Origin of the sequence: uncultured Polaribacter sp. (assembly GCF_947500975.1) — a bacterium.
Taxonomy (GTDB): Bacteria; Bacteroidota; Bacteroidia; order Flavobacteriales; family Flavobacteriaceae; genus Polaribacter.
Map to the genome: position 1 here is coordinate 250812 of NZ_CANMUE010000003.1, position 24701 is coordinate 275512.

Genomic DNA, 24701 nt, shown 5'->3' on the forward strand with positions numbered 1-24701 from the left:
ATTAGATATTTTATTTTGAAATTAAAAAGCGATTTAAGAATTTCTTAAATCGCTTTTCTTTTTTATATATTGGCATAACATTTGAATTTGACTCATAAAAAACCAATAAAAATGAAAATCATGAAATTTTTATCAATCTTAACCATGCTATTTGGATTTTCTCAATGCGGTAGTACAAAGTTAGTAGAAAACCCGCCATTTAATGTTGAATCTGCTGTGTACACAAATTGGGTTGGAGGACAACCTGGAAGTAGTGGTATGAATGTAGTAATCAGATATACTTCAGATAAAGAAATTGAGTTTGATAGTCTTTATTATTCAAAAAGAATTTCAAAATTAGAAGTAAAACCTGGAAAAGATAGTAAAGTAATTGTTGGTCATTTTAATACTTCAGTAAAAAAGAACGATTTGATTTTAGATGTTGATTCTAAAAAAGAACTTCATAATAAGATACCTGAAATTAATAAACTTCCTTTTGAATTAAAAGAAAATGAAGCCGTAATTAGTTATAAAATAGACAATAAAGTAAAATACTTCAAAATAGAAAACCTAAAAAAAGGAAAGCCTGTATTTTTTCCTTCTGCACGACCAAGAAATTAAAAAACAATTAATTCATTCTTTTTAGAGTGAATTTTTTTTTGGCACACAATTTGAATATTCATAAGTATAACCATAAATACAAAGCTTATGAAATCATTAAAATTACTTATAACAATTATTATTACAGCAACGTTATTTAGTTCTTGTACAACAGTTTTTAATGATTATCAACCAACTTTAGAAGAAGTAGTTTCTGAATATGATTTATGGTATGTAGATTACCATAGAACAACTGGTAGTGGAGATGTACCGTTTGTTTCTAGAGCATTTACTTTATCATTTAGAAATGGAATTTTATATGCCAATAACAATATTACAGATATTGGAATAACAGGTAATGGTTTGGGTATTGATGTTGGAAATTACAATACATATAACGGAGTATTAGAAACTATTCATGATATTGATGGCGTAAACGATTTTGAAGTAACCATAATTTCTAACAATGAAATAAGAATTTATAATTACATAGAAAATGTAGATTATTACCTTATAGGTTACAATACAAACAATTTTGATTATGATAAATTGTTTTATGAAAACATAGAGTATTTTTTACAAGAATACATAGCTTGGGAAAAAACAGACACTTTTGGAGGAACTCTAAACACTTTTGATGATGAAAATTATTTAGCATTTACACCAGAAAATTTAACAACTTTTTACAGCTCTCAAGATAATCTTGGCACAGATATTGATTTATTAGATTGGAGTTATGTAGGTGGATATGAAGTGTATGATGTAACAGGTTATGATGATCTTAAAATTTTAACACTTAATTATGATGGCGGAGATATAGAGGAGTTTGAATTGAGCGTTATTAATGATAGTAATATTCGTCTTTACCATATAGAAACAGAAACCACATACGATTTTACTGGAAGAGGTTTTATACAGTATTTAAAAGGTAATAAAGTTAAAAGTACAGAACCTGTAGTAAGGAATAATAATCGAAAACGTACTAAAGTAAAAAGAAAAATAAAGAGTAAAAGAAATTAAAAATAAAGTTTGGTTAGTTGATTTTTGGTTGGCTATTTTTAAATAGCTAATTGAAAGAGAATCCACCCTGAGGAGGGTGGATTTTTCTTGTTTACATTTTTGTAAAAAAAACACATATAAAAAGTAAATTAAACCTCAAGTTTTCATAATTTTAAAGTAATAAAAACAATATTAAAATTGATGAATAAAACTGCATTTATAACAGGAGCAACTTCAGGAATAGGAAAAGCAACAGCACAACTTTTTGCTAAAAATAAAATTAGATTAATTCTTTGTGGTAGAAGATTAGAACGTTTAAAACAACTTAAAGATGAACTATCTAAACTAACAGAAGTTACAACTTTACAATTTGATGTTTCTAAAAGAGAAGAAGTTTTTACAGCAATAAAATCGTTACCAGAAAACTTTAAAGAAATAGATATTTTAATAAATAATGCAGGTAATGCCCACGGTTTATCAACCATTCAAGAAGGTAGTATAGATGATTGGGATGCCATGTTAGATATTAATGTAAAAGGGTTGTTATATGTTTCAAAAGCTATCATTCCTCAAATGACTCTAAGAAACAATGGTTTTATAGTAAATATAGGCTCTATAGCCGCAAAAGATGTATATGCTAATGGAAATGTATATTGCGCCTCTAAACACGCTGTAGACGCCTTAAATAAGGCTATGAGAATTGATTTGAATAAACACAATATTCGTGTTTCTGGAATTCATCCAGGTGCCGTAGAAACAGAATTCTCAGATGTGCGTTTTAAAGGCGATAAAGAAAAAGCAAAATCGGTTTATACAGGTTATAAAGCTTTGCAAGCTAATGATATTGCTGATATTATTCACTTTGTTGTTACAAGGCCTTATCATGTAAATATTGAAGATTTAGTGGTGTATCCAACAGCGCAAGCGACTCCTACTATTTTGAATAGAAGTTAATTTAATTTGAAATCTGATAAATTATATAAAAACTGGATTGAACTTGGCAAAAAACATTGCCAAGACCATCAATTATTAAATTTTTATTGGAATAAAATCAAAAAGAATTATTCAGAAAAGAAAAGATATTATCATAATTTGAGTCATATTGAATCAATGTTGTTAAAAGCAGTTGAAAATAAGAATCAGTTAGTAGATTATGATGAAATTTTGTTTGCTATTTGGTTTCATGATATTATTTATAAAGCTACTTCTAAAAAAAATGAAGAAAAAAGTGCTGATTTTGCAAAATCGACTTTAAAAAAAATCACAAAAGGAATTTTAAATATTGATAAGGTTTATCAATTAATAATATCAACAAAATCTCATAAAATTATTCTTGAAGAAGGGAATGATAATGGATTTCTTTTAGATTTTGATTTATCAATTTTGGGTCAAAATTGGTCAGTTTATAAAAACTATATTCAGCAGATTAGAAAAGAATATAGTATGTATCCAGATTTTTTATATAAACCAGGAAGAAAGAAAGTTTTAAAGCATTTTTTGAATCGAAAAAATCTTTTTTTTACGGAAAAATATCAATGTTTATTTGAAGAAAAAGCTAGACAAAATTTATTAAAAGAATTAAACTTGTTAAGTTAAAAATACACAAAAAATTGTATTATTTTTTTAAGTAAAATAAGAGCTTAAAAATTCTGAAGAAATTTTTTAATTGAATCCTATTTTAGTTGGTTTATTTTCAATTTCATCAATATGAGAAGCAAAATCATCTTTCATGTTTTCGGTTAATTCGGCTTTGTCTATTTTGGTCCAAGCAACATCATTAACCAATCTTCTTTCTCCAATTTTTGCGTTCACAAAAGCGTTTACATCATTTTTTCTTTCAAATGCTTGCTTTTGATTATTGCACCAATATGCATGTCCTAATCGCATGTTATTGTGAAAATCATCAAGGTCATCAAATAAATAATGACAAATGTCTGAAACGCGATAAATTCTTTCCCAAGCTTCATCCTCTGCGATAAAGCCACATTCAAAGGCGGCCGTACTCAACATAATGGCTCTCCATAAATCCCATGCCCAAATTAATTTTTTAGGTTTTGAACCATCATTTTCAAAACATGCATTAAAATAGTCTTCTGGTAATTCGGTTAGTTCTATTAAACGTTCTTTCCAATTGGGATATTTATTATAGTTAAGAAGAAATTCTGGGGTATGACTTCCATTGATAAGGTTATTATAATGTTCTTCGTATTTTTTTCTAGAAGTTAATCCCCAAGAGTCAATCCAATCTAAAATTTCTTCTTCTTGGGTTCGTATTTTAAACCAATCTAGTTTTTTTCTAAAATCAGGTATGTGTTTAACTCTAACTTCTACAGGTCTAGATTCTAAAGTGTCTGTCCAACCTTTGTATTTATATCTTGAAAAGGCAATGAGTTGTAATGCTTCTAACTGTTTTTGTGTAGTAGGTTTTACATTACCCCATTTGTAATAATTTTTTTGTTGATGAATATGCTCGTATTTGTAGTATCTAGATTTAGATACAAAAGTGTAAATACAAAATAAAACCAGTAATCCAGAGATAATATCAACAATTAACAAGGTGTTTTCTGATAGCGGTAATTGATTAATGGTACAAGCTAGAATAATAAAAATTACAGATCCGTAAATGGAAAACGTGATTGCCAATCTCCCTTTTAAAGGAAGGTCTTGCATATCGCCAAGGTTTCTTTTTTTAGGCTTTATTTGTAGCTCACCTATATGATTTTGTAGCATAATTTTTTTATTTTTTAACCTTTTGATTATGAATAATATTAAGATAGAGTGTTTACTATATCGATCAAGTGTTTCATAAAAACAGCTATAATTTTAAAAAATAACCAATGTTTATTGGTAAAAGTAAGATTTTTTTTCACTAATATGGTAAAATTTTTCATCTTTCATTTGTTTAAATATATACAACGCTATTGTATATAGTTTTTTAGATATGCTATAACTAACAATAAATTATGGACTAAATTTTATTTTTTTTTATTAAAGAAATCAGACCGTGAACCGATACTCCAAATAAAATTAGATATAAACTATTTCTTGTTAAAGGTCTTTCAATTTGTTCAGTAGGTAATTCTGTAAAAAAACCATAGATAACTAAAAAAGTAGCCATAAAAATAATTGTAGAGCCAAATTGTTGAACTCTTTTTATAAAAATTATTTCAGAAATTTTAAAGTGTGTTCCAAGTGAAATATTTATTAAACCAAACAATAAAATATATAAGTGACCTGCTCTAAACAATGCTCTATTCATTAATTCCATATCCTTTAGGTGGCCAAAATTGTGATGCATATATTGTCCAGTTAGAAGAAAAATTATAACGGCTATAATTCCAAAATAAAAATGAATTTTTCCAAGCATAAATGTTTTGTTATTTTAAATTTTTAATTCTCCATAGTTTAACTAAAAGTGATTAAAATTTTAGTCAACCTATTTCAGAATTTTACATTCGTTTTAATAAATCTTTTATTCCAGGAATCGAATTCTCCATTCCGTGACTGAATACTTGAAATCCAAGGGTTTTCTTTCAGTTTAGATTCCGTCTTTTTCGTTTTTATTTTTTTTTTTCAGTTTCTTTTTCTGAAGTTAATTTATCTTTAGATTTTCCTTCTTTTTTATAACAGGAAAAACAAAGTCCGCCATTAAATTTCGTGTATTCTCCACAAGTGATACATTCTGCCATTTTTCTTTTTCGTCTTTTTAACTTTCTTTTTTTGTGTTCAGAATTCAGTTTCCGAAAACTTGCTAATGCATTAAAGCTAACTATAATATACAACCATAATAAAATGGTTATCAGTAAAAATAAGGTTTATTTTTCGTTAATATGGTAAATATTTCCTCATCTAATTTATCAAAAAAATACGAGCATAAAAATTTTATAAGTATACCATCATTAACAATGAATTAGACAAAATGTTACCAGCTATCTTTTTTACTAATTAGTTCAACCGAATTATTTTTAAATCTATAAAATATTTCTATTTCATTTCCTTTTTCAATATGTGGAAGTCCATAAATTATTGGTTCTTTTTTAGAGTTCACTTTTGATGAAATAAATTGATATTTAGGATCAATCAGAATATTTTTATCCTTATCTGCAACACCGTAAGAGTAATAATCAATAGTTGAAGAGTTACCGCCTCCAAATCCTAAAAGTAATACATCTTTAGAATATTTATATTTTTTAACCAAAAAGAGTTTTTCATTTACATAAGTTAATTCGGAAGCATTTTCAATAAATTCTGTTCCTAAAAGACTAATTTTATAGTAAGGTTTTCCTAAAAACTTCCATATAGATATGAAACCTAAAACGAATATAATAAGAAATATTATTAAGCTGATTTTTAAATGTTTATTCAATTTTTAGTCTATTTAGGTATTTTTAATTTTGGTTGTTTTTAAGATTATTAATACCAATATTATGTTTGTTTTATGACTTTTATCAGAAGTTAGTAAAGTTAATTTTTTTTAATTCTGATGCTTTCATTTTAATTATGTTTATATCTAATTGGATATTTTTTAGGGGTTTGTTTGTAGAATCTCGTTCTATATTTGTTATGTTATTTACAACATCCATTCCCTTGATAACTTTGCCAAAAATGGTGTATTTGTTATCTAACCTGCTTAAGCCATTTTTATTTTGGACAATATAAAATTGACATCTTGCAGAAAGCATTTTTGGGTTATCATCACGCCCAGCGCCTACAGCTCCGTAAACATGACTTAAATTTTCATTAAATTCTGGTTCTAATAAATACTCTGGATCATTAAAACCTTCAGGGGTATCTGGGCATCCTCCTTGCGCAACAAAATCTGGTATTACACGATTAAATGTATAATTATCCCAATAACCATCATTAGCTAATTGAGTAAAACTTTCTTTGTGTTTTGGTGTTTCATCATATAACCAAATTAAAATTTCACCTTTAGAAGTTTTAATCTGCCCAACATTGTAGTTTTTTTCTGATTTGCATGAAACGAAGATCAAAACAATATATAAGTAAATAATTTTTTTCATAAATATTTTGTTTAATTTATATAAAAATAAGCATTATTCTTTTTAAACAAAAAGCCCACTCATTTGAGTGGGCTAAATTAAATATTTTAAATTATAAATCAAATTTAATACCTTGTGCTAAAGGCAATTCATCAGAGTAGTTTATAGTATTTGTTTGTCTTCGCATATAAACTTTCCATGCATCAGAACCAGATTCTCTTCCACCTCCAGTTTCTTTTTCACCACCAAAAGCACCACCAATTTCGGCACCAGAAGTACCAATATTTACATTGGCAATTCCGCAATCTGAACCTGCATATGATAAGAATTTTTCAGCTTCTTTCATCTCATTTGTCATAATTGCAGAAGACAATCCTTGTGCAACACCATTTTGTTTTTGGATAGCATTTTCTACTTCTCCAGTATATTTCATTAAATATAAAATTGGTGCAAAAGTTTCATGTTGTACAATTTCAAAATGATTTTCAGCTTCAATAATTGCTGGCTTAACATAACAACCAGATTCATATCCTTTACCTTTTAAAACACCACCTTCAACTAATACATTACCTCCTTCGGATTTTGCTTTTTCTATGGCAGTTAAATAGGTGTTTACAGCATCATGGTCAATTAATGGTCCAATATGATTTTTCTCATCTAAAGGATTTCCAATTGTTAACTGTTTATAGGCTCCAACAATGGCATCACGTACTTTATTATACACAGATTCGTGTATAATTAATCTTCTTGTTGAAGTACATCTTTGTCCGCAAGTTCCAACAGCACCAAAAACAGCACCTGGTACAACTACTTTTAAATCTGCCGTTGGTGTAATAATTATTGCATTATTACCTCCTAATTCTAATAAAGATTTTCCAAAACGTTGTGCAACAGTTGCACCTACAATTCTACCCATTCTTGTAGATCCAGTTGCAGAAACTAACGGAATTCTTGCATCAGCAGTCATCATTTCACCAACTTTATAATCTCCATTTATAATACAAGAAACTCCTTCTGGTAAGTTGTTGTTTTTTAAAATTTCAGCAATAATATTTTGACAAGCTACAGCACATAAAGGTGCTTTTTCACTAGCTTTCCAAACGCAAACATCACCACAAATCCAAGCTAAAGCAGTGTTCCAAGCCCAAACTGCTACTGGAAAATTAAATGCAGAAATAATACCAACAACACCAATGGGATGCCATTGTTCTCTCATTACATGACCTGGCCTTTCAGATGGTATTGTTTGCCCATTTAATTGTCTTGACAACCCAACAGCAAAATCGCAAATATCAATCATTTCTTGTACTTCTCCATAACCTTCTTGTAACGATTTTCCCATTTCATAAGAAACTAACTTTCCTAAAGGTTCTTTTAAATCTCTTAATTTATTTCCAAATTGACGTACAATTTCTCCTCTTTGTGGGGCAGGAATATCTCTAAAGGTTAAGAAAGCTTTAGAGGCAGATTCCATTACTTTTTCATAATCTTCTTTCGTAGTCGATTTTACTTTTCCTATTAATTTACCATCAACAGGAGAATACGATTCTATAATTTTTCCATTAGAAAAATTATTAGAACCAGTTGAAGATCCTTCGTTTATATCTTTTAAACCTAGTTTTTGTAATGTTTCTTTAATTCCAAAATCTGTCATTTTGCAGTCTAATTTAATTGTTTAAATTGAAGTCCGAAATTACGAATAATTTCAGACATATATATATTTAACAAAAACAATGATTATTGTTTAAATTTAAACATAAAATAATGAAAAATTTTTTCTTTTTTACTTCAGTTTTATTTTTTTTAGGGTGTAATCCAACATCAGAAAAAAAGCATAATACAGTTATAACAACAAATAATGATAAAAAAGTAAATGATTTTGCTATTATAATTCATGGAGGTGCTGGTACAATTTTAAAAAAAAACATGTCTGATGAAAAAGAATTGGAGTATAAAAATAAGTTAGAAGAAGCTATAAAAGTTGGGTATTTAATTCTTAAAAAAGGTGGAACCAGCCAAGAAGCAGTTATGAAAACAATACAGGTGATGGAAGAATCTCCATTGTTTAATGCAGGAAAAGGAGCTGTTTTTACCCATGAAGAAACCAATGAATTAGATGCTTCTTTTATGGATGGAGAAACATTAAATGCTGGTGCAATTGCTGGGGTAACAAATGTAAAAAGCCCAATAGAATTAGCTATAAAAGTAATGACTGATTCAGATCATGTGATGCTTTCAGGTAAAGGGGCATCAATTTTTGCAAAAGAAAAAGGATTAGAAATAGTGGATCCTAGTTATTTTTATACTGAAAGGCGTTTTAAATCATTACAAAGAATAAAAGAAAGAGAAAAAATTGAATTAGATCATGATGATAAAAAAGCAGCTTTTTATGATGCAGATATTAAAAACGCAAAATTTGGAACTGTAGGTTGTGTTGCATTAGATAAGCATGGAAATCTTGCTGCTGGAACTTCTACTGGAGGAATGACAAATAAACGTTGGGGTAGAATTGGTGATGCTCCTATTATTGGTTCAGGAACTTATGCTAATAATAAAACTTGTGGGGTTTCTTCTACTGGTTGGGGAGAATATTTTATAAGGAGTCAAGTTGCTTATGATATTTCTGCACAGATGGAATATCAAAATAAATCATTAAAAGATGCTACAAAAGATGTAATTAAAAATAAGTTAACGAAACTTGGAGGTACTGGAGGTGTAGTGGCAATTGATAAAAAGGGAAATATGAGTTTTGAGTTTAATACCGAAGGTATGTATAGGGCCTCAATGAATGAAAAGGGGAAGTTAGTTTTAAAAATTTATAAAGAATAATCTAACCATTGTTCTGGTAATGGTTGTAAATTTAAATCTTTAATTTCTGATTTAATTTTCTTTTTTAAACCAAGTTTAGATATTTTTGGAATCGATAAAGAAATATTATTTCTCTTGTTTATCAATTCTAAAACTTCTTTAATTGGTTTTTTACCACATAAAACTAAACTATTCATCATAGAATTAGATTCATTTTTTAAGTCAAAAAAGTCTACATAAAATTTAGGCTTATTGTCTTGATAAATAACCCATTGAGTTGTTTTTTTTCTTGGAACTTCAACAATTTCTTTTGTTCCACTTATTGTTCTGTAAGTCGAGATTTGAACATTCATTCTTCACATTTTTAATAGTTAATACATTTTTTTTTAATTTAAAATAATAATGTAACAAATTTAATACCAAAATTAAATTTATCATAATTTTTTCGTTAAAATGATAAATTTAATAGTTGTAAAAACCTTGTAATTAGAAAACTAATATATAAAGAAGGAAATTTATTAGAAGTTTAATAATATTCTAAACAACAATAATGAAATCATTAAGTTTCCAAATACTTTTATTTTATTAGCTATTTTTGCAAAAGGATATGCAAAAAAATATTTTTAATATTAAAAATGATGAAGATTTCTTAGAAACTTCTTTGGCAGTTTTTAAACATCAGTTTAAAAACAATAAAGTATATCGTTCTTTTTGCGATTTAATTAATAAACATCCTTCTGATGTTACTAAAATAGAACAAATTCCGTTTTTACCAATTCAGTTTTTTAAATTGAGAGAAGTTGTTTCATCAACCCAAAAAGCAGCAGAAATTTTTACAAGTTCTGGCACCACAGGAAGTATAAAAAGTAAACATTTTGTAACCGATATTAACCTTTATAAAGAAAGTTATTTAAAAGGATTTTCCAATTTTTATGGAAATATCAAAGACTATGTTGTGCTAGCTTTATTACCCAATTATTTAGAACGTAAAGGTTCTTCATTAACTTTTATGGTTAATGATTTAATTAGTAAATCTAACAATTCTGAAAGTGGGTTTTACTTAAATAATTTAGATGAATTGGCTAAAAAACTTATCAATTTGGATAGAAAGGGGCAAAAAATATTATTAATTGGAGTTTCTTTTGCTTTGTTAGATTTGATTGAAAAACATCAATTCAATCTAAAAAACACCATAATTATGGAAACTGGTGGCATGAAAGGTAGAAGAAAAGAATTGATAAGAAATGAGTTGCATCTATTGTTAGAAAACGGTTTTGGAGTTAATAAAATTCATTCTGAATATGGAATGACAGAATTATTAAGTCAAGCATATTCTAAAGGAAATGGAATTTTTGAAACGCCGCCTTGGATGAAAATTTTAACTAGAGATACTGAAGATGCTTTAACTATTTTACCCAATGAAAAAGCTGGCGGAATTAATGTAATTGATTTGGCAAACTACAATTCTTGTTCATTTATAGCCACACAAGATTTAGGAAAAGTACACCAAAATAATACTTTTGAGATTATTGGACGTTTTGATAATTCTGATATTAGAGGCTGTAATTTAATGGTGCTATAGTTTTTTGTAATTTAAAGGGTTTTTTAACGACATAATGAAAAACTTATACTTATGAAATTCTTTTTTTCAATACTTTTTTTAGTCATATCTACTTCTATTTTTTCACAAAAAACAAATTATAATACCAAAAAAGGATATATTGCAGAAGGTTACGATGTAGTTGCGTATTTTAAGAACAAAGCTGAAAAAGGAAAAAAGGAGTTTTCAACTACTTTTGATAATGTGAAATTTAAGTTTTTATCAAAGGAAAATTTAGCCATTTTTAAAAAAAATCCACATAAATATATTCCACAATATGGGGGTTTTTGTGCTTATGCAATTGGTAAAACAGGAAAAAAAGTAAAAATAAATCCTGAAACTTTTGAAATTAGAGACAACAAGTTATACTTATTTTATAATTCTTGGGGTACAAATACGTTAGAGCTTTGGAATAAGGAAGGTGCTGAAAAATTAAAAGAAAAGGCAGATCAAAATTGGACTAAAAATAATAAATAAAATTAACCTTATAATTGATTTATTTTTGAAGTAAAACAAAAAAGAGCTGCATCACACAGCTCTTTTTTAAATTAGAAAGTTTTCAAATTTTATTCAATAACCAATAAATAATAAGTTTTTTTACCACGTTGTAAAAGCACATATTTATTAGCAATTAAATCATTTGAAGTTATACTGTAATCGTCTTTAACTTTTTCTTTATTAACAGAAATTGCATTTTCTTTTAAAGCTCTTCTAGCATCGCCATTAGAGTTTAAAAAATTAGTTTTAGCAGATAAAGCTCCAATCATATCCAACCCTTCAGAAAAATCTGCAGGTGTAATTGTGGCTTGGGGCACCCCATCAAACACGTCTAAAAAAGTTTGTTCATCTAAAGATTTTAAATCCGAAGCAGTAGATTTTCCGAATAAAATATTAGAAGCTGCAATTGCTTTTTCATATTCCTCTTTTCCGTGTACTAAAACCGTAACTTCTTCTCCTAAACGTTTTTGTAAAACACGAACGTGTGGTGCTTCTTTATGTTCTTCAATTAATTTATTGATTGTTTCTTGGTCTAAAAACGTAAATATTTTAATATATTTTTCTGCATCTTCATCAGAAGTATTTAACCAATATTGGTAAAATTTATAAGCAGATGTTCTTTTAGCATCTAACCAAACGTTTCCACCTTCAGATTTTCCAAATTTAGAACCATCAGATTTTGTAATTAAAGGACACGTAATTGCATATCCTTTACCACCACCAATTCTTCTAATTAATTCAGTTCCGGTTGTAATATTTCCCCATTGATCAGAACCTCCCATTTGAATTGTAGTAGCGTTTTCTCTAAACAAATGTAAAAAATCATATCCTTGTACCATTTGGTATGTAAACTCTGTAAAAGACATACCATCTTTAGATTCAGAACTAATTCTGTTTTTCACAGAATCTTTAGCCATCATATAATTTACAGTAATATGTTTACCGATATCTCTAATAAATTCTAAGAATGAAATATCTTTCATCCAATCGTAATTATTAACTAAAATTGCAGCATTTTCTGCATTAGAAGTAAAATCTAAAAAATCCCCCAATTGTGCTTTTACACATTCTTGATTGTGTCTTAAAGTACTTTCATCTAATAAATTACGTTCAGCAGATTTACCTGAAGGGTCACCAATCATACCAGTTGCACCACCAACCAAAGCAATGGGTCTATGCCCACATCTTTGATAATGAGCTAGTAACATAATTGGCACTAAGTTTCCAATATGCAAAGAATCTGCCGTTGGATCAAAACCAACATACGCACTTCTCATTTCTTCTAACAAATGTTCTTCTGTTCCTGGCATGCTATCGTGCAACATTCCTCTCCATTGTAATTCTTCAATAAAATTCTTCATTATCTTCAATTTATCAGTTGGCAAATATAAGTTTATCAACCAAAATATGCTAAATTCGTTGTATGATTTTAGTTACTGGAGGCACAGGTTTAGTTGGTTCGCATTTATTGTATCATTTAAGTTTACAAAATGATAAAATTAGAGCTATTTATAGAACAAAAACGTCTTTAGAAAATGTAAAAAAAGTATTTTCTTTTTATACGAATGATGAAAAACTTTTCTCTAAAATAGAGTGGATTAAAGCTGATATTACCGATGTTCCTTCTATGATTCCTGTTTTTGTTGATGTAAAACAAGTTTATCATTGTGCTGCATTTATTTCTTTTAATCATAAAGATTATAGAGAAATGCGTAAAATTAATATTCATGGTACAGCAATAATTGTAAATCTTTGTATTGATGCAAAAGTTAATAAATTGTGTTTTGTAAGTTCTATTGCTTCTGTTGGAGGTTCTTTAAATAATGCTCTAATTACTGAAGAAAATGAATGGAATAAAGAATCTGATAATAGCGGATATTCTATTACTAAATTTGGTGCGGAAATGGAAGTTTGGCGAGCAAGTCAAGAAGGTATTAAGGTAATTATTGTAAACCCTGGAGTAATTTTAGGAAGCTGTTTTTTTAATACAGGTTCTGGTAAACTATTCAGTAAGGCTTATAATGAATTTAACTATTATACAGAAGGTATTACGGGTTTTGTTTCTGTACAAGATGTTGTAAATCCAATGATTTTATTGATGAATTCTGATGTTAAAAACGAACGTTTTATTCTTGTTTCTGAAAATAAATCTTTTAAAGAAATCTTTTTTTTAATGGCAGATGCTTTTAATAAAAAAAGACCATCAAAAAAAATAAAACCTTGGCAAACGTCTTTATTTTGGAAAATTTCTTGGCTAATTTCAATAATTACTGGTAAAGAACCTTTGTTAAGTAAATATTCTGCAAGATCTGCGCATTCAATTTCTAATTATTCATCAGAAAAAATAAAGAAAACATTAAATTTTGAGTTTGAAAGAGTTAAGAAAACAATTGAAAATGTGTGTAAAAATTACACTAATTATTAAGTTCTCTTTTTAATAAATTATCTGTAAAATTTTTTTTCTTGAAACTACTATCTTTATTTATAATTTTCCCTTTTTTAATTTTACTAAGTGAATCTTTTTTTAAAGAATCTAACTCTTTTTTTAACGTAGAATATTTTTCTTTTTTAGTTTCTAAAGAAATCTTAGCGTCTTCAAAAATTTCTTGATACAAATCAATCTTAGATAAATAATACAAATTACTGCTTTGAAAACGAACACTATCAATTTTAAAACGATCGTACACTAAAGACATGTATTCTAGTTTTTTTTGATTGTTTTTATTTTTCATAAATTTTGATGAAGAAGCAATCATCATTTCTTGAATTAAAAGACTCATACTGTCTTTAGGAATCAAGTTTTTTGGTTTTTCAAAAATTGTATTACTTGTACAAGAACCTAAAAAAATAAGAACAAATATGGAAATTAATTTTTTCATTTTATCTATTAAAAGTAATTCTCTTTCCTTTAATTTTATCATTAAAAATACCATTATTATACATTAAATTTCCATTCACAAAAGTATGTGTTATGGTTGATGAAAAGGTAGTTCCTTCAAAAGGAGACCATCCGCATTTGTATAAAATATTTTCTTTAGCAACCGTTTGTGGTTTGTTGGTATCAATTAAAACTAAATCTGCATAAAATCCTTCTTTTATAAATCCGCGTTTTTCAATTTGAAATAATATTGCAGGATTATGACTCATTTTTTCAACTGCTTTTTCAATAGAAATAACACCTTCTTTTACTTTTTCTAAAATTGCAGTAACTGCGTGTTGTACCAATGGACCACCACTTGGTGCTTTTGTATAAACATTGTCTTTTTCTTCTAAAGTATGTGGCGCATGATCTGTAGCCAAAACATCAATTCTGTCATCTAATAAAGCTTCCCATAAACCCAATCTGTCTTTTTCGGTTTTTACCGCAGGGTTCCATTTAATATGAGTTCCTTTTTCTTCATAATCTTTATCATTAAACCATAAATGATGTATGCAAACCTCAGCAGTAATTTGTTTTTCTTTTAACGGAATATCGTTTCTAAAAAGCTCAGTTTCTTTAGCTGTTGACAAATGAAAAACGTGTAATCTTGCACCCGTTTTCTTTGCTAATTCAATTGCTTTTGATGATGATAAATAACAAGCTTCTTCGCTTCTAATAATTGGATGATATTTTACAGGAATATCGTCACCAAATTTATCTTTGTATTCTTGCGTATTTTTTCTGATAGTTTCTTCATCTTCACAATGCACAGAAATAATCATTTTTGTTGATGAAAAAATTTTCTCTAACACGCTTTTATTATCAACCAACATATTTCCAGTAGATGAGCCTAGAAAAAGCTTTATACCTGCAACTTTTTTAGGATCTGTCTTTAATAATTCTTCTAAATTATCATTGGTCCCACCAAACATAAAAGAATAGTTTGCATAAGAATCTTTTGACGCTATTTCAAACTTATTTTCTAACAACTCTTGGGTTGTTGCTTGCGGTACGGTGTTAGGCATTTCTATAAAAGTAGTAATTCCGCCAGCAATTGCAGCTTTACTTTCTGTGGCAATATTTGCTTTGTGTGTTAAACCGGGTTCTCTAAAATGTACTTGGTCATCTATAAAACCAGGAATTAAATATTTACCTTCAGCATTAATAACTTCTGTATTTTCAGAAGCATTTATTTCAGAAGAAATTTCTTTTATTATTTCGTTTTCAATGAGAACATCACCTAAAAAAGTAGTGTTTTCATTTACTATTTTTGCGTTTTTTATTAAAATACTTTTCGTCATAATTGTATTAAATATCCATTCTCATATTTACTAAACTTTTACCAAAACCAAAATTTTCATAAGCTTTTAATGCGCCAATATTATTGTTATACACATCTAACCTTAGCTCTTTTAATTCTTGCTCTTTAGCCCAGGTTTTTAAGTTTTCTAAAATTTTTGAACTAATTTTTTGACCTCTAAAAGCTGGTTTTACATACATAAAACCAATATAACCGTGTTTTGGGTTTTTATGATATTGCCTGGAGTTTTCTATTCTTAGATAACCAGAACCTACTAACTCTTTATTAACTACAGCAACAATTAAATGTATATGCTTTGCAGAAATTAATTCTGGTATGTTGTAATAAAATAACTCTCCACTAGCTAAAAAAGGATCTAAAGGTTTTTCAGCTTCTATAACACCTTGCTCAAATTCTAATAAGATTTTTAAATCTTCAATTGTAGCAGTTCTGAAATATAAATGATTCATAAGTAACTATTTAGGTAATCCTTTTAACTTCATTTTTATCACACCAAAAAGTGCTTCAGAAACAATATTCCCACTCATTTTAGAAGCTCCTAAACTTCGGTCCGTAAAAATAACCGAGACTTCTTTTACATTAAATTTGTGTTTCCACGCTTTAAATTTCATTTCTATCTGAAAAGCATAACCAACAAATTTGATTTTATCCAAATTAATGGTTTCCAAAACTTCTCTTTTCCAACAAACAAAACCAGCTGTTGTATCAAAAATTGGCATTCTTGTTATAAAACGAACATATTTTGAGGCGAAATAGGATAATAAAAGTCTTTTAATGTCCCAATTAACAACATTAACTTGATTTTTTACATACCTGGAACCAATAGAAAAATGTGCTCCATCTTGATGACAAGCCTTGTACAAACGAACTAAATCTTTAGGATTGTGAGAAAAATCAGCATCCATTTCTATGATATAGTCATACTTTTTTGCAATTGACCATTTAAAACCATGAATATAAGCGGTTCCTAGCCCGTTTTTTTCTTTTCTAATCTCTAAAAAAAGTTGATTTTTAAATTCAGCAATAAGTGTTTTAACAATGTTAGCAGTTCCATCAGGAGAATTATCATCAACAATTAAAATATGGAATTCCTTTTTTTGATTGAAAGTAGCTCTTATAATAGCCTCAATATTCTCTTTTTCGTTATAAGTAGGAATTATTACTAAAGTGTCTGACATAAATTAATTTTCAGCAGTAAGAAAGCAAATATACATTAATTAATTACTAATTTTGTGTTAATCATTATTAAATGAAAATTACTTGCAAGCAGTAGAAAAAATAATAAATTCTAATAATTGGATTACAATAATTTTGATGTTATTGTTTTTGTGCATATTTGTTGTAAAAGGATTAAGCCAAACCAAACTTAAAGGATATGTTTTTTCTTTATTTAACAAAGGTTTTGTAGAAATAGAAACTGAAGAAAATAATGGATTCTTTAATTCATTTTACATTTTACTTTTTTTATTTTCAATTATAACAATATCATTTACAGCATATTATTTTAAAACAAGGATGTTTTTGGCAGAACATGGTTTTGCTAATTTTTTAAATATTTTTTATACACTATTTATTTATTTTTCTTTAAAATGGATACTAGAATATCTATTATCTGTGCTTTTTTTAATTAAAAATCAAGTTCGATTTTTTTTAATTTCAAAATCTTGTTATTTAATTTCTGTTTCATTTTTCTTGTTTTTTGGTATTATTTTAAGTCAATATTCTAATATTAGCAGTACATTTTTGTTCTATTTTGCAGGGTTCTTATTTGCTATTCGTTTTGTATTACATTTAACTTATAATAAAAACCTGATTTTTAATCAGTTGTTTTATTTTATTTTGTACATTTGCGCCTTCGAAATAGCGCCGCTATTTTTATTGTTTAAATTGTTGTTTTAAATTTATTCTAAAGCGTATGAAAGTGAAAACAATTTTAGTTTCTCAACCTGCACCTAAGACAGAAACTTCTCCATATTTTGATTTGTCCGATAAACAAAAAGTAAAGATTGATTTTAGATCATTTATTCATGTTGAAGGAATTCCTGTAAAAGAAGTTAGAGCAAACAAAATCGAATTAAAAAACTTTACAGCAATTATTTTAACAAGTAGAAATGCTGTAGATCATTTTTTTAGAATTGCAGAAGAAATGCGTTTTAAAGTGCCCGATTCTATGAGGTATTTTTGTCAATCAGAAGCTGTTGCTTATTATTTACAAAAATATGTTGTGTACAGAAAACGTAAAATTTATGTTGGTAATAGAACTTTTCCTGAATTAACAAAATTGATTAAAAAGCATAAAACAGAAAACTTTTTACTACCATCTTCTGATAAGTTAAAACCATTAATTCCTAACGAATTAGATGCTTTAGGTATAAAATGGACACGTGCAGATTTATATAGAACTGTTGTAAGTGATTTGTCTGATTTAGAAAATGTGTTTTATGATGTTTTAGTATTTTTTAGTCCATCAGGAATTGAATCTTTATTAAAAAACTTTCCTAACTTTAAACAAAATAATACTAGAATTGCTGCTTTTGGTAAATCTACTGTTAGAGCTGTAACAGAAGCTGGATTAAAGTGCGATATTGAGGCACCAACACCAGAAACACCTTCTATGACTATGGCTTTAGATAAGTATATAAAAGTTGTAAATAAAAAATAATTTTATTCTGATAAAGTTTCAGAATTTTAATAAAATTGATAAAACCGAGCAGAAATGTTCGGTTTTTTTATGCAAACAAAGTAGCAAAAGCTTCTTCGATATTACCAACTAAAATCAATTTAATGCCATGATTTTTAGAAGAAATTTTATTATATTTTGATGTAACAAAGGTTTTATAGCCTAATTTTTCTGCTTCTACAATTCTTTGATCAATTTTAGAAACCGGTCTTATTTCTCCTGCTAAACCAACTTCTGCAGCAAAACACACGTTAGGATTAATTGCAATATCTTGATTAGATGATAAAATGGCGGCAACCACTGCTAAATCAATTGCTGGGTCATCTACATTTATACCTCCAGTAATATTTAAAAATACATCTTTTGCACCCAATTTAAAACCAGCTCTTTTTTCTAAAACCGCTAAAATCATATTAAGCCTTTTAAGATTATACCCAGTTGTAGAACGTTGTGGTGTTCCGTAAACTGCAGTAGAAACTAGTGCTTGAATTTCTATCATTAAAGGACGAATACCTTCTAAGGTTGATGCAATTGCGGTTCCACTTAAATCGGCATCTTTTTTTGAAATTAGTATTTCTGATGGATTTGAGATTTCTCTTAATCCGTTAGAAAGCATTTCATAAATTCCTAATTCTGAAGTTGAACCAAATCTGTTTTTTTGTGATCGTAAAATTCTATATACATGATTTCTATCGCCTTCAAATTGCAAAACAACATCTACCATATGTTCTAAAATTTTTGGTCCAGCAATGTTTCCTTCTTTGTTAATATGACCAATTAATAAAACTGGAGTTGCAGTTTCTTTGGCAAATTTTATGAGCTCTGCAGCAGTTTCTCTAATTTGAGAAATGCTACCAGGCGAGGCTTCAATAGAATTTGTGTGTAATGTTTGTATAGAATCTATAACCAGAACTTCTGGTTCAGTTTCTTCAATATTTTTAAATATTTGTTGTGTATTGGTTTCTGTAAGAATTAAGCAATTAGGGTTGTTTGTTGCTAATCTTTCTGCTCTCATTTTTATTTGAGATTGACTTTCTTCTCCAGAAACATACAAAACTTTTTGGTTGATGTTTAGCGCAATTTGTAATAATAAAGTCGATTTTCCTATACCAGGTTCTCCTCCTAAAAGTGTTATAGAACCTTTTACCAAACCACCACCTAAAACAGTATCTAGTTCATTATTATTGGTAATAATTCTTTCTTCAGGGTTTAACTGAATATCTGCAATTTTTAGTGGTTTATTTATAGTATTTTTTGCTGTGGTAGATTGTTTCCAAACGCGTTTTTCTTCTTTCTGAATTACTTCTTCTACAATGGTATTCCATTCTTTACAAGCACTACATTGACCAACCCATTTTGCATGTTGAGTTCCACAGTTTTGACAGAAAAAAGTTGTTTTGGTTTTGGCCATTTGATTTTAGTTGCAAAATTAGAAAGTATCAAAGTTACAAAGTTTATGAATGAAACTTTTTAATAATCTAAAAAATAAATTAATCTAAAAGTTGGCAAGTAATTGCGTTAGCGATTGAATGGCGTGTTTGAGCTCTTTTTTGTTTTTTCAAAAAAAGCGAGTAATGAAAGCGCGACCTTTTAGGGAACGCCCAAAAATTACTTATTTTTATTATAGATGGGTAATAATAAGAATGATAAGCCTCCAAAGATGATAATCATGGCGGTTTGTGCTGTCCACATAATCCAACCAAAAGCGTTTCCGGTAACTTTATCAATTCCAAAAAGTGCTAATGCACTAGCAACAGCAACAGGATATAAGCCAAAACCACCATTAGTTGCGGCAATAGAAAATCCGCCAGCAATAAATCCAATTAAAATTCCACCAATAGGAACTTCTAAACCATCAACTGCAGGTATTGTTGCCCAAAACATAGCCACGTACATTGCCCAAATAAAAACAGTATGGAAAATAAAAGACCATTTATGTTTCATTTTAAAGATACTTGTTACTCCTTCTTTTAAACCTAAAACAAATGATTTTACTTTTAAAGCAAACTTGGTTTTGCTCTTTTTTATAAATAAAATAATAGCTGTTAATCCTAAAATTGCAAACAATAAAGAGCTAATAGTTTTAACGGGATTAAAGTCTTTGGTTAGTAATTCCCAAATAAAATCGAACTGAATAAAAAGAGTGATACTAATTATAATTAACATCATTATTAAGTCTGCAATACGTTCTGCAACTATGGTTCCAAATCCTTTTTCAAAGGGGATTTTTTCATAATTAGCCATCAAAGCAGCTCTGGAAACTTCTCCGGCTCTTGGTAAAAACAGGTTTACCAAATAGGCAATTAAAACAGCTAAAGCTGAATTTGTAAATTTTGGTTTGTAGCCTAAAGGTTCTAGTAAATATTTCCATCGATATGCACGCGATAGGTGGCTTAAAACTCCGAAAAATAAACCCAAAGCAATCCACCAATAATTAGCATTTTTAAAATATTCTGCTAATTCTTCTGGTGAAACAATTGTTAAAGAATACCAAACTAAAAAACCTCCCAAAATGAGAGGTATTATAATTTTTATAATTTTTTTAAAATTCAAAATTATGTAAGCGTGTTGTCTTTTTCGTTTGGGAAAACCAATGATGGTTTAAACACTTTTGCTTGCTCTAACTCCATAAAAGCATAAACAATTAATATTAAAACGTCGCCAACTGCTACTAATCTAGAAGCTGCACCATTTAAGGTGATTTCTCCACTACCACGTGGGCCAGGTATAGCATAGGTTTCTAAACGATGACCATTATTGTTGTTTACAATTTGAACGCGTTCGCCTTCAATAATACCTGCCGCATCCATTAAATCTTCATCAATGGTAATGCTTCCAATATAATTTAAATCTGCACCTGTAACTTTTACACGATGGATTTTTGATTTTACTACTTGTACTAACATGTTGTAAAAATACGTTTTTTTTGTTTAGGGTTATTTTAATTTAATATTGTCTATTAATCTAATTTTTCCTGCGAAAACTGCAATAAAGGCACGGTATTTTTTATCAGATTCTTTACTTTTTATAGTTTCTAATGATTTTTCATCAGCAATTGTAAAATATTCTAATTCCAGCAAATCATGTTTTTTAAACTGATTTTGCACCCATTTTAAAACTTTTTCAGGCTTCTTTTTCCTAAATTTTTTCTTTGCTTTTTTTAGTGTTTTATAAATTAAAGGTGCAGCTTTTCTGTGCTCTTTAGTTAAACGCGCATTTCTAGAACTCATTGCTAAACCATCATTTTCTCTAAAAATAGGACAGCCTTTTATTTTTAATTTTAGTTGATGTTTTTCAACCATTTTTTTAATAATCTGTAATTGCTGAAAATCTTTTTGACCAAAATAAGCAATATCTGGTTTTACAATGTTAAATAATGCTTTTACAATTGTACCAACACCATCAAAATGACCCTCTCTAAATTTCCCTTCCATTTGATGTTCTAATCCATCAAAATTAAATTTTTCTGAAATTACTTTATCAGCATAAATTTCATTTACTGTGGGTGTAAAAAGCACATTGCAGTTTATACTTTTTAACAATTTGATGTCGTTTTCTAATGTTTTTGGGTATTTTTCTAAGTCTTCTACATTATTAAATTGGGTAGGATTAACAAAAATACTAACCACTACAATATCATTTTTTTGTTGCGCTTTTTTAATTAAAGACAAATGTCCTTGATGCAAAGCGCCCATTGTAGGCACAAAGCCAATAGTTTTATTATCCTTTTTACAAGAGGATAAATAGTATTTTAAAAGTTTTTTTTTGCTAAAAATATCCATAGTAAATATGTGTAAATTGTTTGCAAACTTAGCATTTTAACAGATATTAGCATAATAATTTGTACTTTTGCTCTTCTTTTTAAAAGAGTTTGATTTAATGAAGGACAAAAGAATTTTATTTGTATCGTCTGAAGTAGTTCCGTATTTACCAGAAACAGAACTTTCTTCAACGGCTTTTAATGCAGCAAAAAATGCGCATTCAAAAGGAGTTCAAACCCGTATTTTTATGCCAAGGTTTGGGGTTATTAACGAAAGAAGACATCAGTTACATGAAGTAATTCGTTTATCTGGAATGAACCTAGTTGTTAATGATGTTGATATGCCACTTATCATAAAAGTTGCTTCTATTCCAAAAGAAAGAATGCAAGTTTATTTTATTGATAATGAAGAGTATTTTAAAAGAAAAGCTGTTTTTACAGATGAAGATGATGAGTTATTTTCTGATAATGATGAAAGAGCAATTTTCTTTGCAAAAGGTGTAGTTGAAACAGTTAAAAAATTAAATTGGGCGCCAGATATTATTCATGTTCATGGATGGTTGGCATCTTTATTACCATTATATTTAAGAGAGTTTTATAAAGAAGAGCCTTTATTTACGGAAAGTAAAATAGTTACTTCTTTGTATAATAGTGGTTTTGAAGGTTCATTAAATGAAGATTTAGCCAGTAAAGTAAAGTTTGATTTAAAGAAAAGTGATAAAATTTCTACTATAAACACACCAAATCATAATAATATTTTAAAAAGTGCCATTGAAAATTCTGATGCTATAATTAAAGGTAGTGAAACTATTTCTGACGAATTAAATACTTTTATTGAAGCACAAGAAATGCCAGTTTTAGAATATGAACCAGAGAATCTGAAAGAATATTATTTGAATTTTTATGCTGATTTAATAGCAGCTAATTAATTATTTTTATAGTGAAGAAAAATATTAGAAGAAGTATATATGCCTGTGTATTAATATGCTTATTTAGTGCAATAATATCTTGTGAAAAAGATTTTACAGATATAGGATCAAAAGTTATTAGTAATACTAAATTTGATACAAGTACTTTTTTTGCCGAAGTAACTGCAAAAAATAGCCCTGTTGAAAAGGTAATATCTGATAATATTACCGTTGAACCTGGCCAATATTTATTAGGAGTTTTTGCAAGTGACGATTATGAAAAAATTGAAGCTTCAATTGTTTCTCAGATAACCATCTCTGATGATTTAAAACTTGTAGATGATACTTATGATTCAGATACAACCGTAGTTACTACAGTTGATGCAGTGTATCTTAAATTACCTTATCAATCAACTCTTGATAGTATCAATTCTTACGGTCCAGATTATCAATTAGATTCAATTATTGGTGATCAAACAAAAGCATTTAACTTGAATGTATATAGATCAGATACTTATATTAATTTTTATAATCCTTTAGATCCAACAAAAGTAAATACATTTTTTTCAAATGATGTTTTTGAAAAAACTGGAACTGCTTTAAATGAACAAATAGATTATCAATTTATTCCAAATAAAAATGATACAATTTTAATAATTGATAGATTTTTACATGATAATACAGTTTATACTCAAGATACTATTAAAGTAACTTCTGGTACAAGTACTGTACCTCTTCCATTTGCAAGAATTGCTTTAGATAAAGCTAAATTTAAAGAATTATTTTTAGACAAATATGAATCAACAGAATTTGAATCTCAACAAGCTTTTAATGATTATTTTAGAGGTATAATTATTGAAGCTACAGGTAATGAAGGATCTCTAGTGTCTTTTAATTTTAGTAATTCAATAACAAATTTAAACCCTTCTATAGAAGTTTACTATACCAATACAGTTTTAAAAGATGATGGAGCTACTGTAATTGATACAATTCAAAAAAACGATAGTTTTTTATTAAGAGGATATAGAGTAAATACTTTTAATATGGAAGACAAAGTATATCCTACAAATGATGAAATTATTATTCAAGGAACGGCCGGAAGTGAAGCAGAGATTAATCTATTCGGTTCAGATAATGATGCAAATGGAATTGCAGATCAAATAGAAGAGTTAAGATTAAATAACTGGTTGATAAATGATGCAACACTAACTTTTTATATCAATCAAGATAAAGAAACTAGTGCTGCGCCATATAATTTATATTTGTATAAATATGATGACAGCCAATCAACACCAGTTTCTAGTCAAGTATTAGATGCAATTACGGCAACTAATACTAACGGAATTAATGGAGGATTAGTTTTAGATGACGATGGTAATAAAGAAAAATATACGTTTAATATTACTGATTATATTGCTTCTATTTTAAATGGTGATTCAGATTATTCTCCAACTTTAAAAATAAAAGCTTTTAATTTGACAGATTCACCAACAACATTAACAGATACAATAATTCAAAATTATAACTGGAATCCAAGAGCTGTAACTTTATTTAATGAATCTTCTTCAGATGGAGATAAAAAAGCAACTCTAAAGATTTCATATTCAGAGAAAAAGTAAACTAAC

At 28.1% G+C, this 24701-nt stretch carries 28 protein-coding genes; 12 read left to right on the top strand and 16 right to left on the bottom strand.

What is annotated here, in order from left to right:
* Window positions 1-120: 120 nt before the first annotated feature.
* The 4 genes from Q0733_RS04915 to Q0733_RS04930 all read left to right on the top strand — a co-directional run bounded on the left by Q0733_RS04915 (window position 121) and on the right by Q0733_RS04930 (window position 3174).
* The gene (locus Q0733_RS04915) at window positions 121-600 is read left to right on the top strand and encodes a hypothetical protein (protein ID WP_298779660.1); all 480 of its coding nucleotides are present in this window, start codon (window positions 121-123) and stop codon (window positions 598-600) included.
* Between the two features lie 87 nt (window positions 601-687).
* Window positions 688-1599: a hypothetical protein gene (locus Q0733_RS04920; RefSeq protein WP_298779662.1), complete on the top strand. Its 912-nt coding sequence runs from the start codon at window positions 688-690 to the stop codon at window positions 1597-1599.
* A gap of 180 nt (window positions 1600-1779) precedes the next feature.
* On the top strand, window positions 1780-2532 hold the full coding sequence (locus tag Q0733_RS04925) for an SDR family NAD(P)-dependent oxidoreductase (protein ID WP_298779665.1): 753 nt from the start codon (window positions 1780-1782) through the stop codon (window positions 2530-2532).
* A 6-nt stretch (window positions 2533-2538) separates the two neighbouring features.
* Window positions 2539-3174, top strand: a complete 636-nt coding sequence (locus Q0733_RS04930) for a hypothetical protein (RefSeq protein WP_298779667.1) — start codon at window positions 2539-2541, stop codon at window positions 3172-3174.
* A gap of 66 nt (window positions 3175-3240) precedes the next feature.
* Here the strand turns inward: Q0733_RS04930 and Q0733_RS04935 are convergent, their stop codons facing one another.
* From Q0733_RS04935 to Q0733_RS04960, 6 genes are all read right to left on the bottom strand, one after another.
* Window positions 3241-4308 (bottom strand): DUF1266 domain-containing protein, encoded by a 1068-nt coding sequence (locus Q0733_RS04935; RefSeq protein ID WP_298779669.1) that lies wholly within the window; start codon window positions 4306-4308, stop codon window positions 3241-3243.
* Window positions 4309-4546: 238 nt separating this feature from the next.
* The gene (locus Q0733_RS04940) at window positions 4547-4945 is read right to left on the bottom strand and encodes a hypothetical protein (RefSeq protein WP_298779672.1); all 399 of its coding nucleotides are present in this window, start codon (window positions 4943-4945) and stop codon (window positions 4547-4549) included.
* A gap of 193 nt (window positions 4946-5138) precedes the next feature.
* Window positions 5139-5267, bottom strand: a complete 129-nt coding sequence (locus Q0733_RS04945) for a hypothetical protein (RefSeq protein ID WP_298779673.1) — start codon at window positions 5265-5267, stop codon at window positions 5139-5141.
* A gap of 233 nt (window positions 5268-5500) precedes the next feature.
* Window positions 5501-5944 carry a hypothetical protein gene (locus Q0733_RS04950; protein WP_298779675.1) on the bottom strand — a complete coding sequence of 148 codons (444 nt, stop codon included), beginning with the start codon at window positions 5942-5944 and terminating at the stop codon, window positions 5501-5503.
* Between the two features lie 82 nt (window positions 5945-6026).
* The gene (locus Q0733_RS04955; protein WP_298779678.1) at window positions 6027-6602 is read right to left on the bottom strand and encodes a peptidylprolyl isomerase; all 576 of its coding nucleotides are present in this window, start codon (window positions 6600-6602) and stop codon (window positions 6027-6029) included.
* Between the two features lie 91 nt (window positions 6603-6693).
* On the bottom strand, window positions 6694-8235 hold the full coding sequence (locus Q0733_RS04960; RefSeq protein WP_298779681.1) for an aldehyde dehydrogenase family protein: 1542 nt from the start codon (window positions 8233-8235) through the stop codon (window positions 6694-6696).
* A 110-nt stretch (window positions 8236-8345) separates the two neighbouring features.
* Here Q0733_RS04960 and Q0733_RS04965 point away from each other — a divergent pair, with 110 nt between their 5' ends.
* Complete coding sequence (locus Q0733_RS04965) at window positions 8346-9410, top strand: isoaspartyl peptidase/L-asparaginase family protein (protein ID WP_298779683.1); 1065 nt, start codon at window positions 8346-8348, stop codon at window positions 9408-9410.
* Here Q0733_RS04965 and Q0733_RS04970 read toward each other — a convergent pair.
* Window positions 9398-9742 (bottom strand): hypothetical protein, encoded by a 345-nt coding sequence (locus Q0733_RS04970; RefSeq protein ID WP_298779686.1) that lies wholly within the window; start codon window positions 9740-9742, stop codon window positions 9398-9400. The genes Q0733_RS04965 and Q0733_RS04970 overlap by 13 nt on opposite strands.
* A 254-nt stretch (window positions 9743-9996) precedes the next feature.
* Here Q0733_RS04970 and Q0733_RS04975 point away from each other — a divergent pair, with 254 nt between their 5' ends.
* Window positions 9997-10971, top strand: a complete 975-nt coding sequence (locus tag Q0733_RS04975; RefSeq protein ID WP_298779689.1) for an acyl transferase — start codon at window positions 9997-9999, stop codon at window positions 10969-10971.
* 51 nt (window positions 10972-11022) lie between these two features.
* A complete protein-coding gene (locus tag Q0733_RS04980; RefSeq protein ID WP_298779692.1) occupies window positions 11023-11466 on the top strand; it encodes a YHS domain-containing (seleno)protein in 444 nt (147 codons plus the stop codon).
* Window positions 11467-11555: 89 nt separating this feature from the next.
* Here Q0733_RS04980 and tyrS read toward each other — a convergent pair whose 3' ends face one another.
* Window positions 11556-12848: a tyrosine--tRNA ligase gene (gene tyrS, locus Q0733_RS04985; RefSeq protein WP_298779695.1), complete on the bottom strand. Its 1293-nt coding sequence runs from the start codon at window positions 12846-12848 to the stop codon at window positions 11556-11558.
* A 62-nt stretch (window positions 12849-12910) separates the two neighbouring features.
* Here tyrS and Q0733_RS04990 point away from each other — a divergent pair, with 62 nt between their 5' ends.
* Window positions 12911-13912: an SDR family oxidoreductase gene (locus Q0733_RS04990; RefSeq protein WP_298779698.1), complete on the top strand. Its 1002-nt coding sequence runs from the start codon at window positions 12911-12913 to the stop codon at window positions 13910-13912.
* On the opposite strand, the gene Q0733_RS04995 is transcribed toward Q0733_RS04990, so the two are convergent.
* The 4 genes from Q0733_RS04995 to Q0733_RS05010 are packed head-to-tail and all read right to left on the bottom strand — an operon-like array spanning window position 13902 to window position 16906.
* Window positions 13902-14366, bottom strand: a complete 465-nt coding sequence (locus Q0733_RS04995; protein WP_298779700.1) for a DUF4296 domain-containing protein — start codon at window positions 14364-14366, stop codon at window positions 13902-13904. The two genes, Q0733_RS04990 and Q0733_RS04995, sit on opposite strands and share 11 nt — an antisense overlap.
* Window position 14367: 1 nt before the next feature.
* The gene (locus Q0733_RS05000; RefSeq protein ID WP_298779702.1) at window positions 14368-15708 is read right to left on the bottom strand and encodes a dihydroorotase; all 1341 of its coding nucleotides are present in this window, start codon (window positions 15706-15708) and stop codon (window positions 14368-14370) included.
* A 7-nt stretch (window positions 15709-15715) separates the two neighbouring features.
* Window positions 15716-16177, bottom strand: a complete 462-nt coding sequence (locus tag Q0733_RS05005; RefSeq protein WP_298779703.1) for a GNAT family N-acetyltransferase — start codon at window positions 16175-16177, stop codon at window positions 15716-15718.
* Between the two features lie 6 nt (window positions 16178-16183).
* Entirely contained in the window at window positions 16184-16906 is a 723-nt protein-coding gene (locus tag Q0733_RS05010; RefSeq protein WP_298779704.1) for a polyprenol monophosphomannose synthase, read from the bottom strand.
* Window positions 16907-17039: 133 nt separating this feature from the next.
* Between Q0733_RS05010 and Q0733_RS05015 the strand changes: the two genes are divergently transcribed.
* Window positions 17040-17627: a DUF4271 domain-containing protein gene (locus Q0733_RS05015; RefSeq protein WP_298779923.1), complete on the top strand. Its 588-nt coding sequence runs from the start codon at window positions 17040-17042 to the stop codon at window positions 17625-17627.
* Window positions 17628-17643: 16 nt separating this feature from the next.
* A complete protein-coding gene (locus tag Q0733_RS05020) occupies window positions 17644-18390 on the top strand; it encodes a uroporphyrinogen-III synthase (protein ID WP_298779705.1) in 747 nt (248 codons plus the stop codon).
* A 67-nt stretch (window positions 18391-18457) separates the two neighbouring features.
* On the opposite strand, the gene radA is transcribed toward Q0733_RS05020, so the two are convergent.
* The 4 genes from radA to panC form a co-directional block, all read right to left on the bottom strand.
* Window positions 18458-19819 (bottom strand): DNA repair protein RadA, encoded by a 1362-nt coding sequence (gene radA, locus Q0733_RS05025; protein ID WP_298779706.1) that lies wholly within the window; start codon window positions 19817-19819, stop codon window positions 18458-18460.
* A gap of 197 nt (window positions 19820-20016) precedes the next feature.
* A complete protein-coding gene (locus tag Q0733_RS05030) occupies window positions 20017-20961 on the bottom strand; it encodes a lysylphosphatidylglycerol synthase transmembrane domain-containing protein (protein ID WP_298779708.1) in 945 nt (314 codons plus the stop codon).
* 2 nt (window positions 20962-20963) lie between these two features.
* Entirely contained in the window at window positions 20964-21314 is a 351-nt protein-coding gene (panD, locus tag Q0733_RS05035) for an aspartate 1-decarboxylase (RefSeq protein WP_298779710.1), read from the bottom strand.
* A 30-nt stretch (window positions 21315-21344) separates the two neighbouring features.
* Window positions 21345-22190: a pantoate--beta-alanine ligase gene (panC, locus tag Q0733_RS05040; RefSeq protein WP_298779711.1), complete on the bottom strand. Its 846-nt coding sequence runs from the start codon at window positions 22188-22190 to the stop codon at window positions 21345-21347.
* Between the two features lie 97 nt (window positions 22191-22287).
* On the opposite strand from panC, the gene Q0733_RS05045 reads away from it, so the two are divergent.
* Window positions 22288-23097, top strand: a complete 810-nt coding sequence (locus tag Q0733_RS05045) for a glycogen/starch synthase (protein ID WP_298779713.1) — start codon at window positions 22288-22290, stop codon at window positions 23095-23097.
* An 11-nt stretch (window positions 23098-23108) separates the two neighbouring features.
* The gene (locus Q0733_RS05050; RefSeq protein WP_298779715.1) at window positions 23109-24695 is read left to right on the top strand and encodes a DUF4270 domain-containing protein; all 1587 of its coding nucleotides are present in this window, start codon (window positions 23109-23111) and stop codon (window positions 24693-24695) included.
* The last annotated feature ends 6 nt before the right edge of the window (window positions 24696-24701 follow it).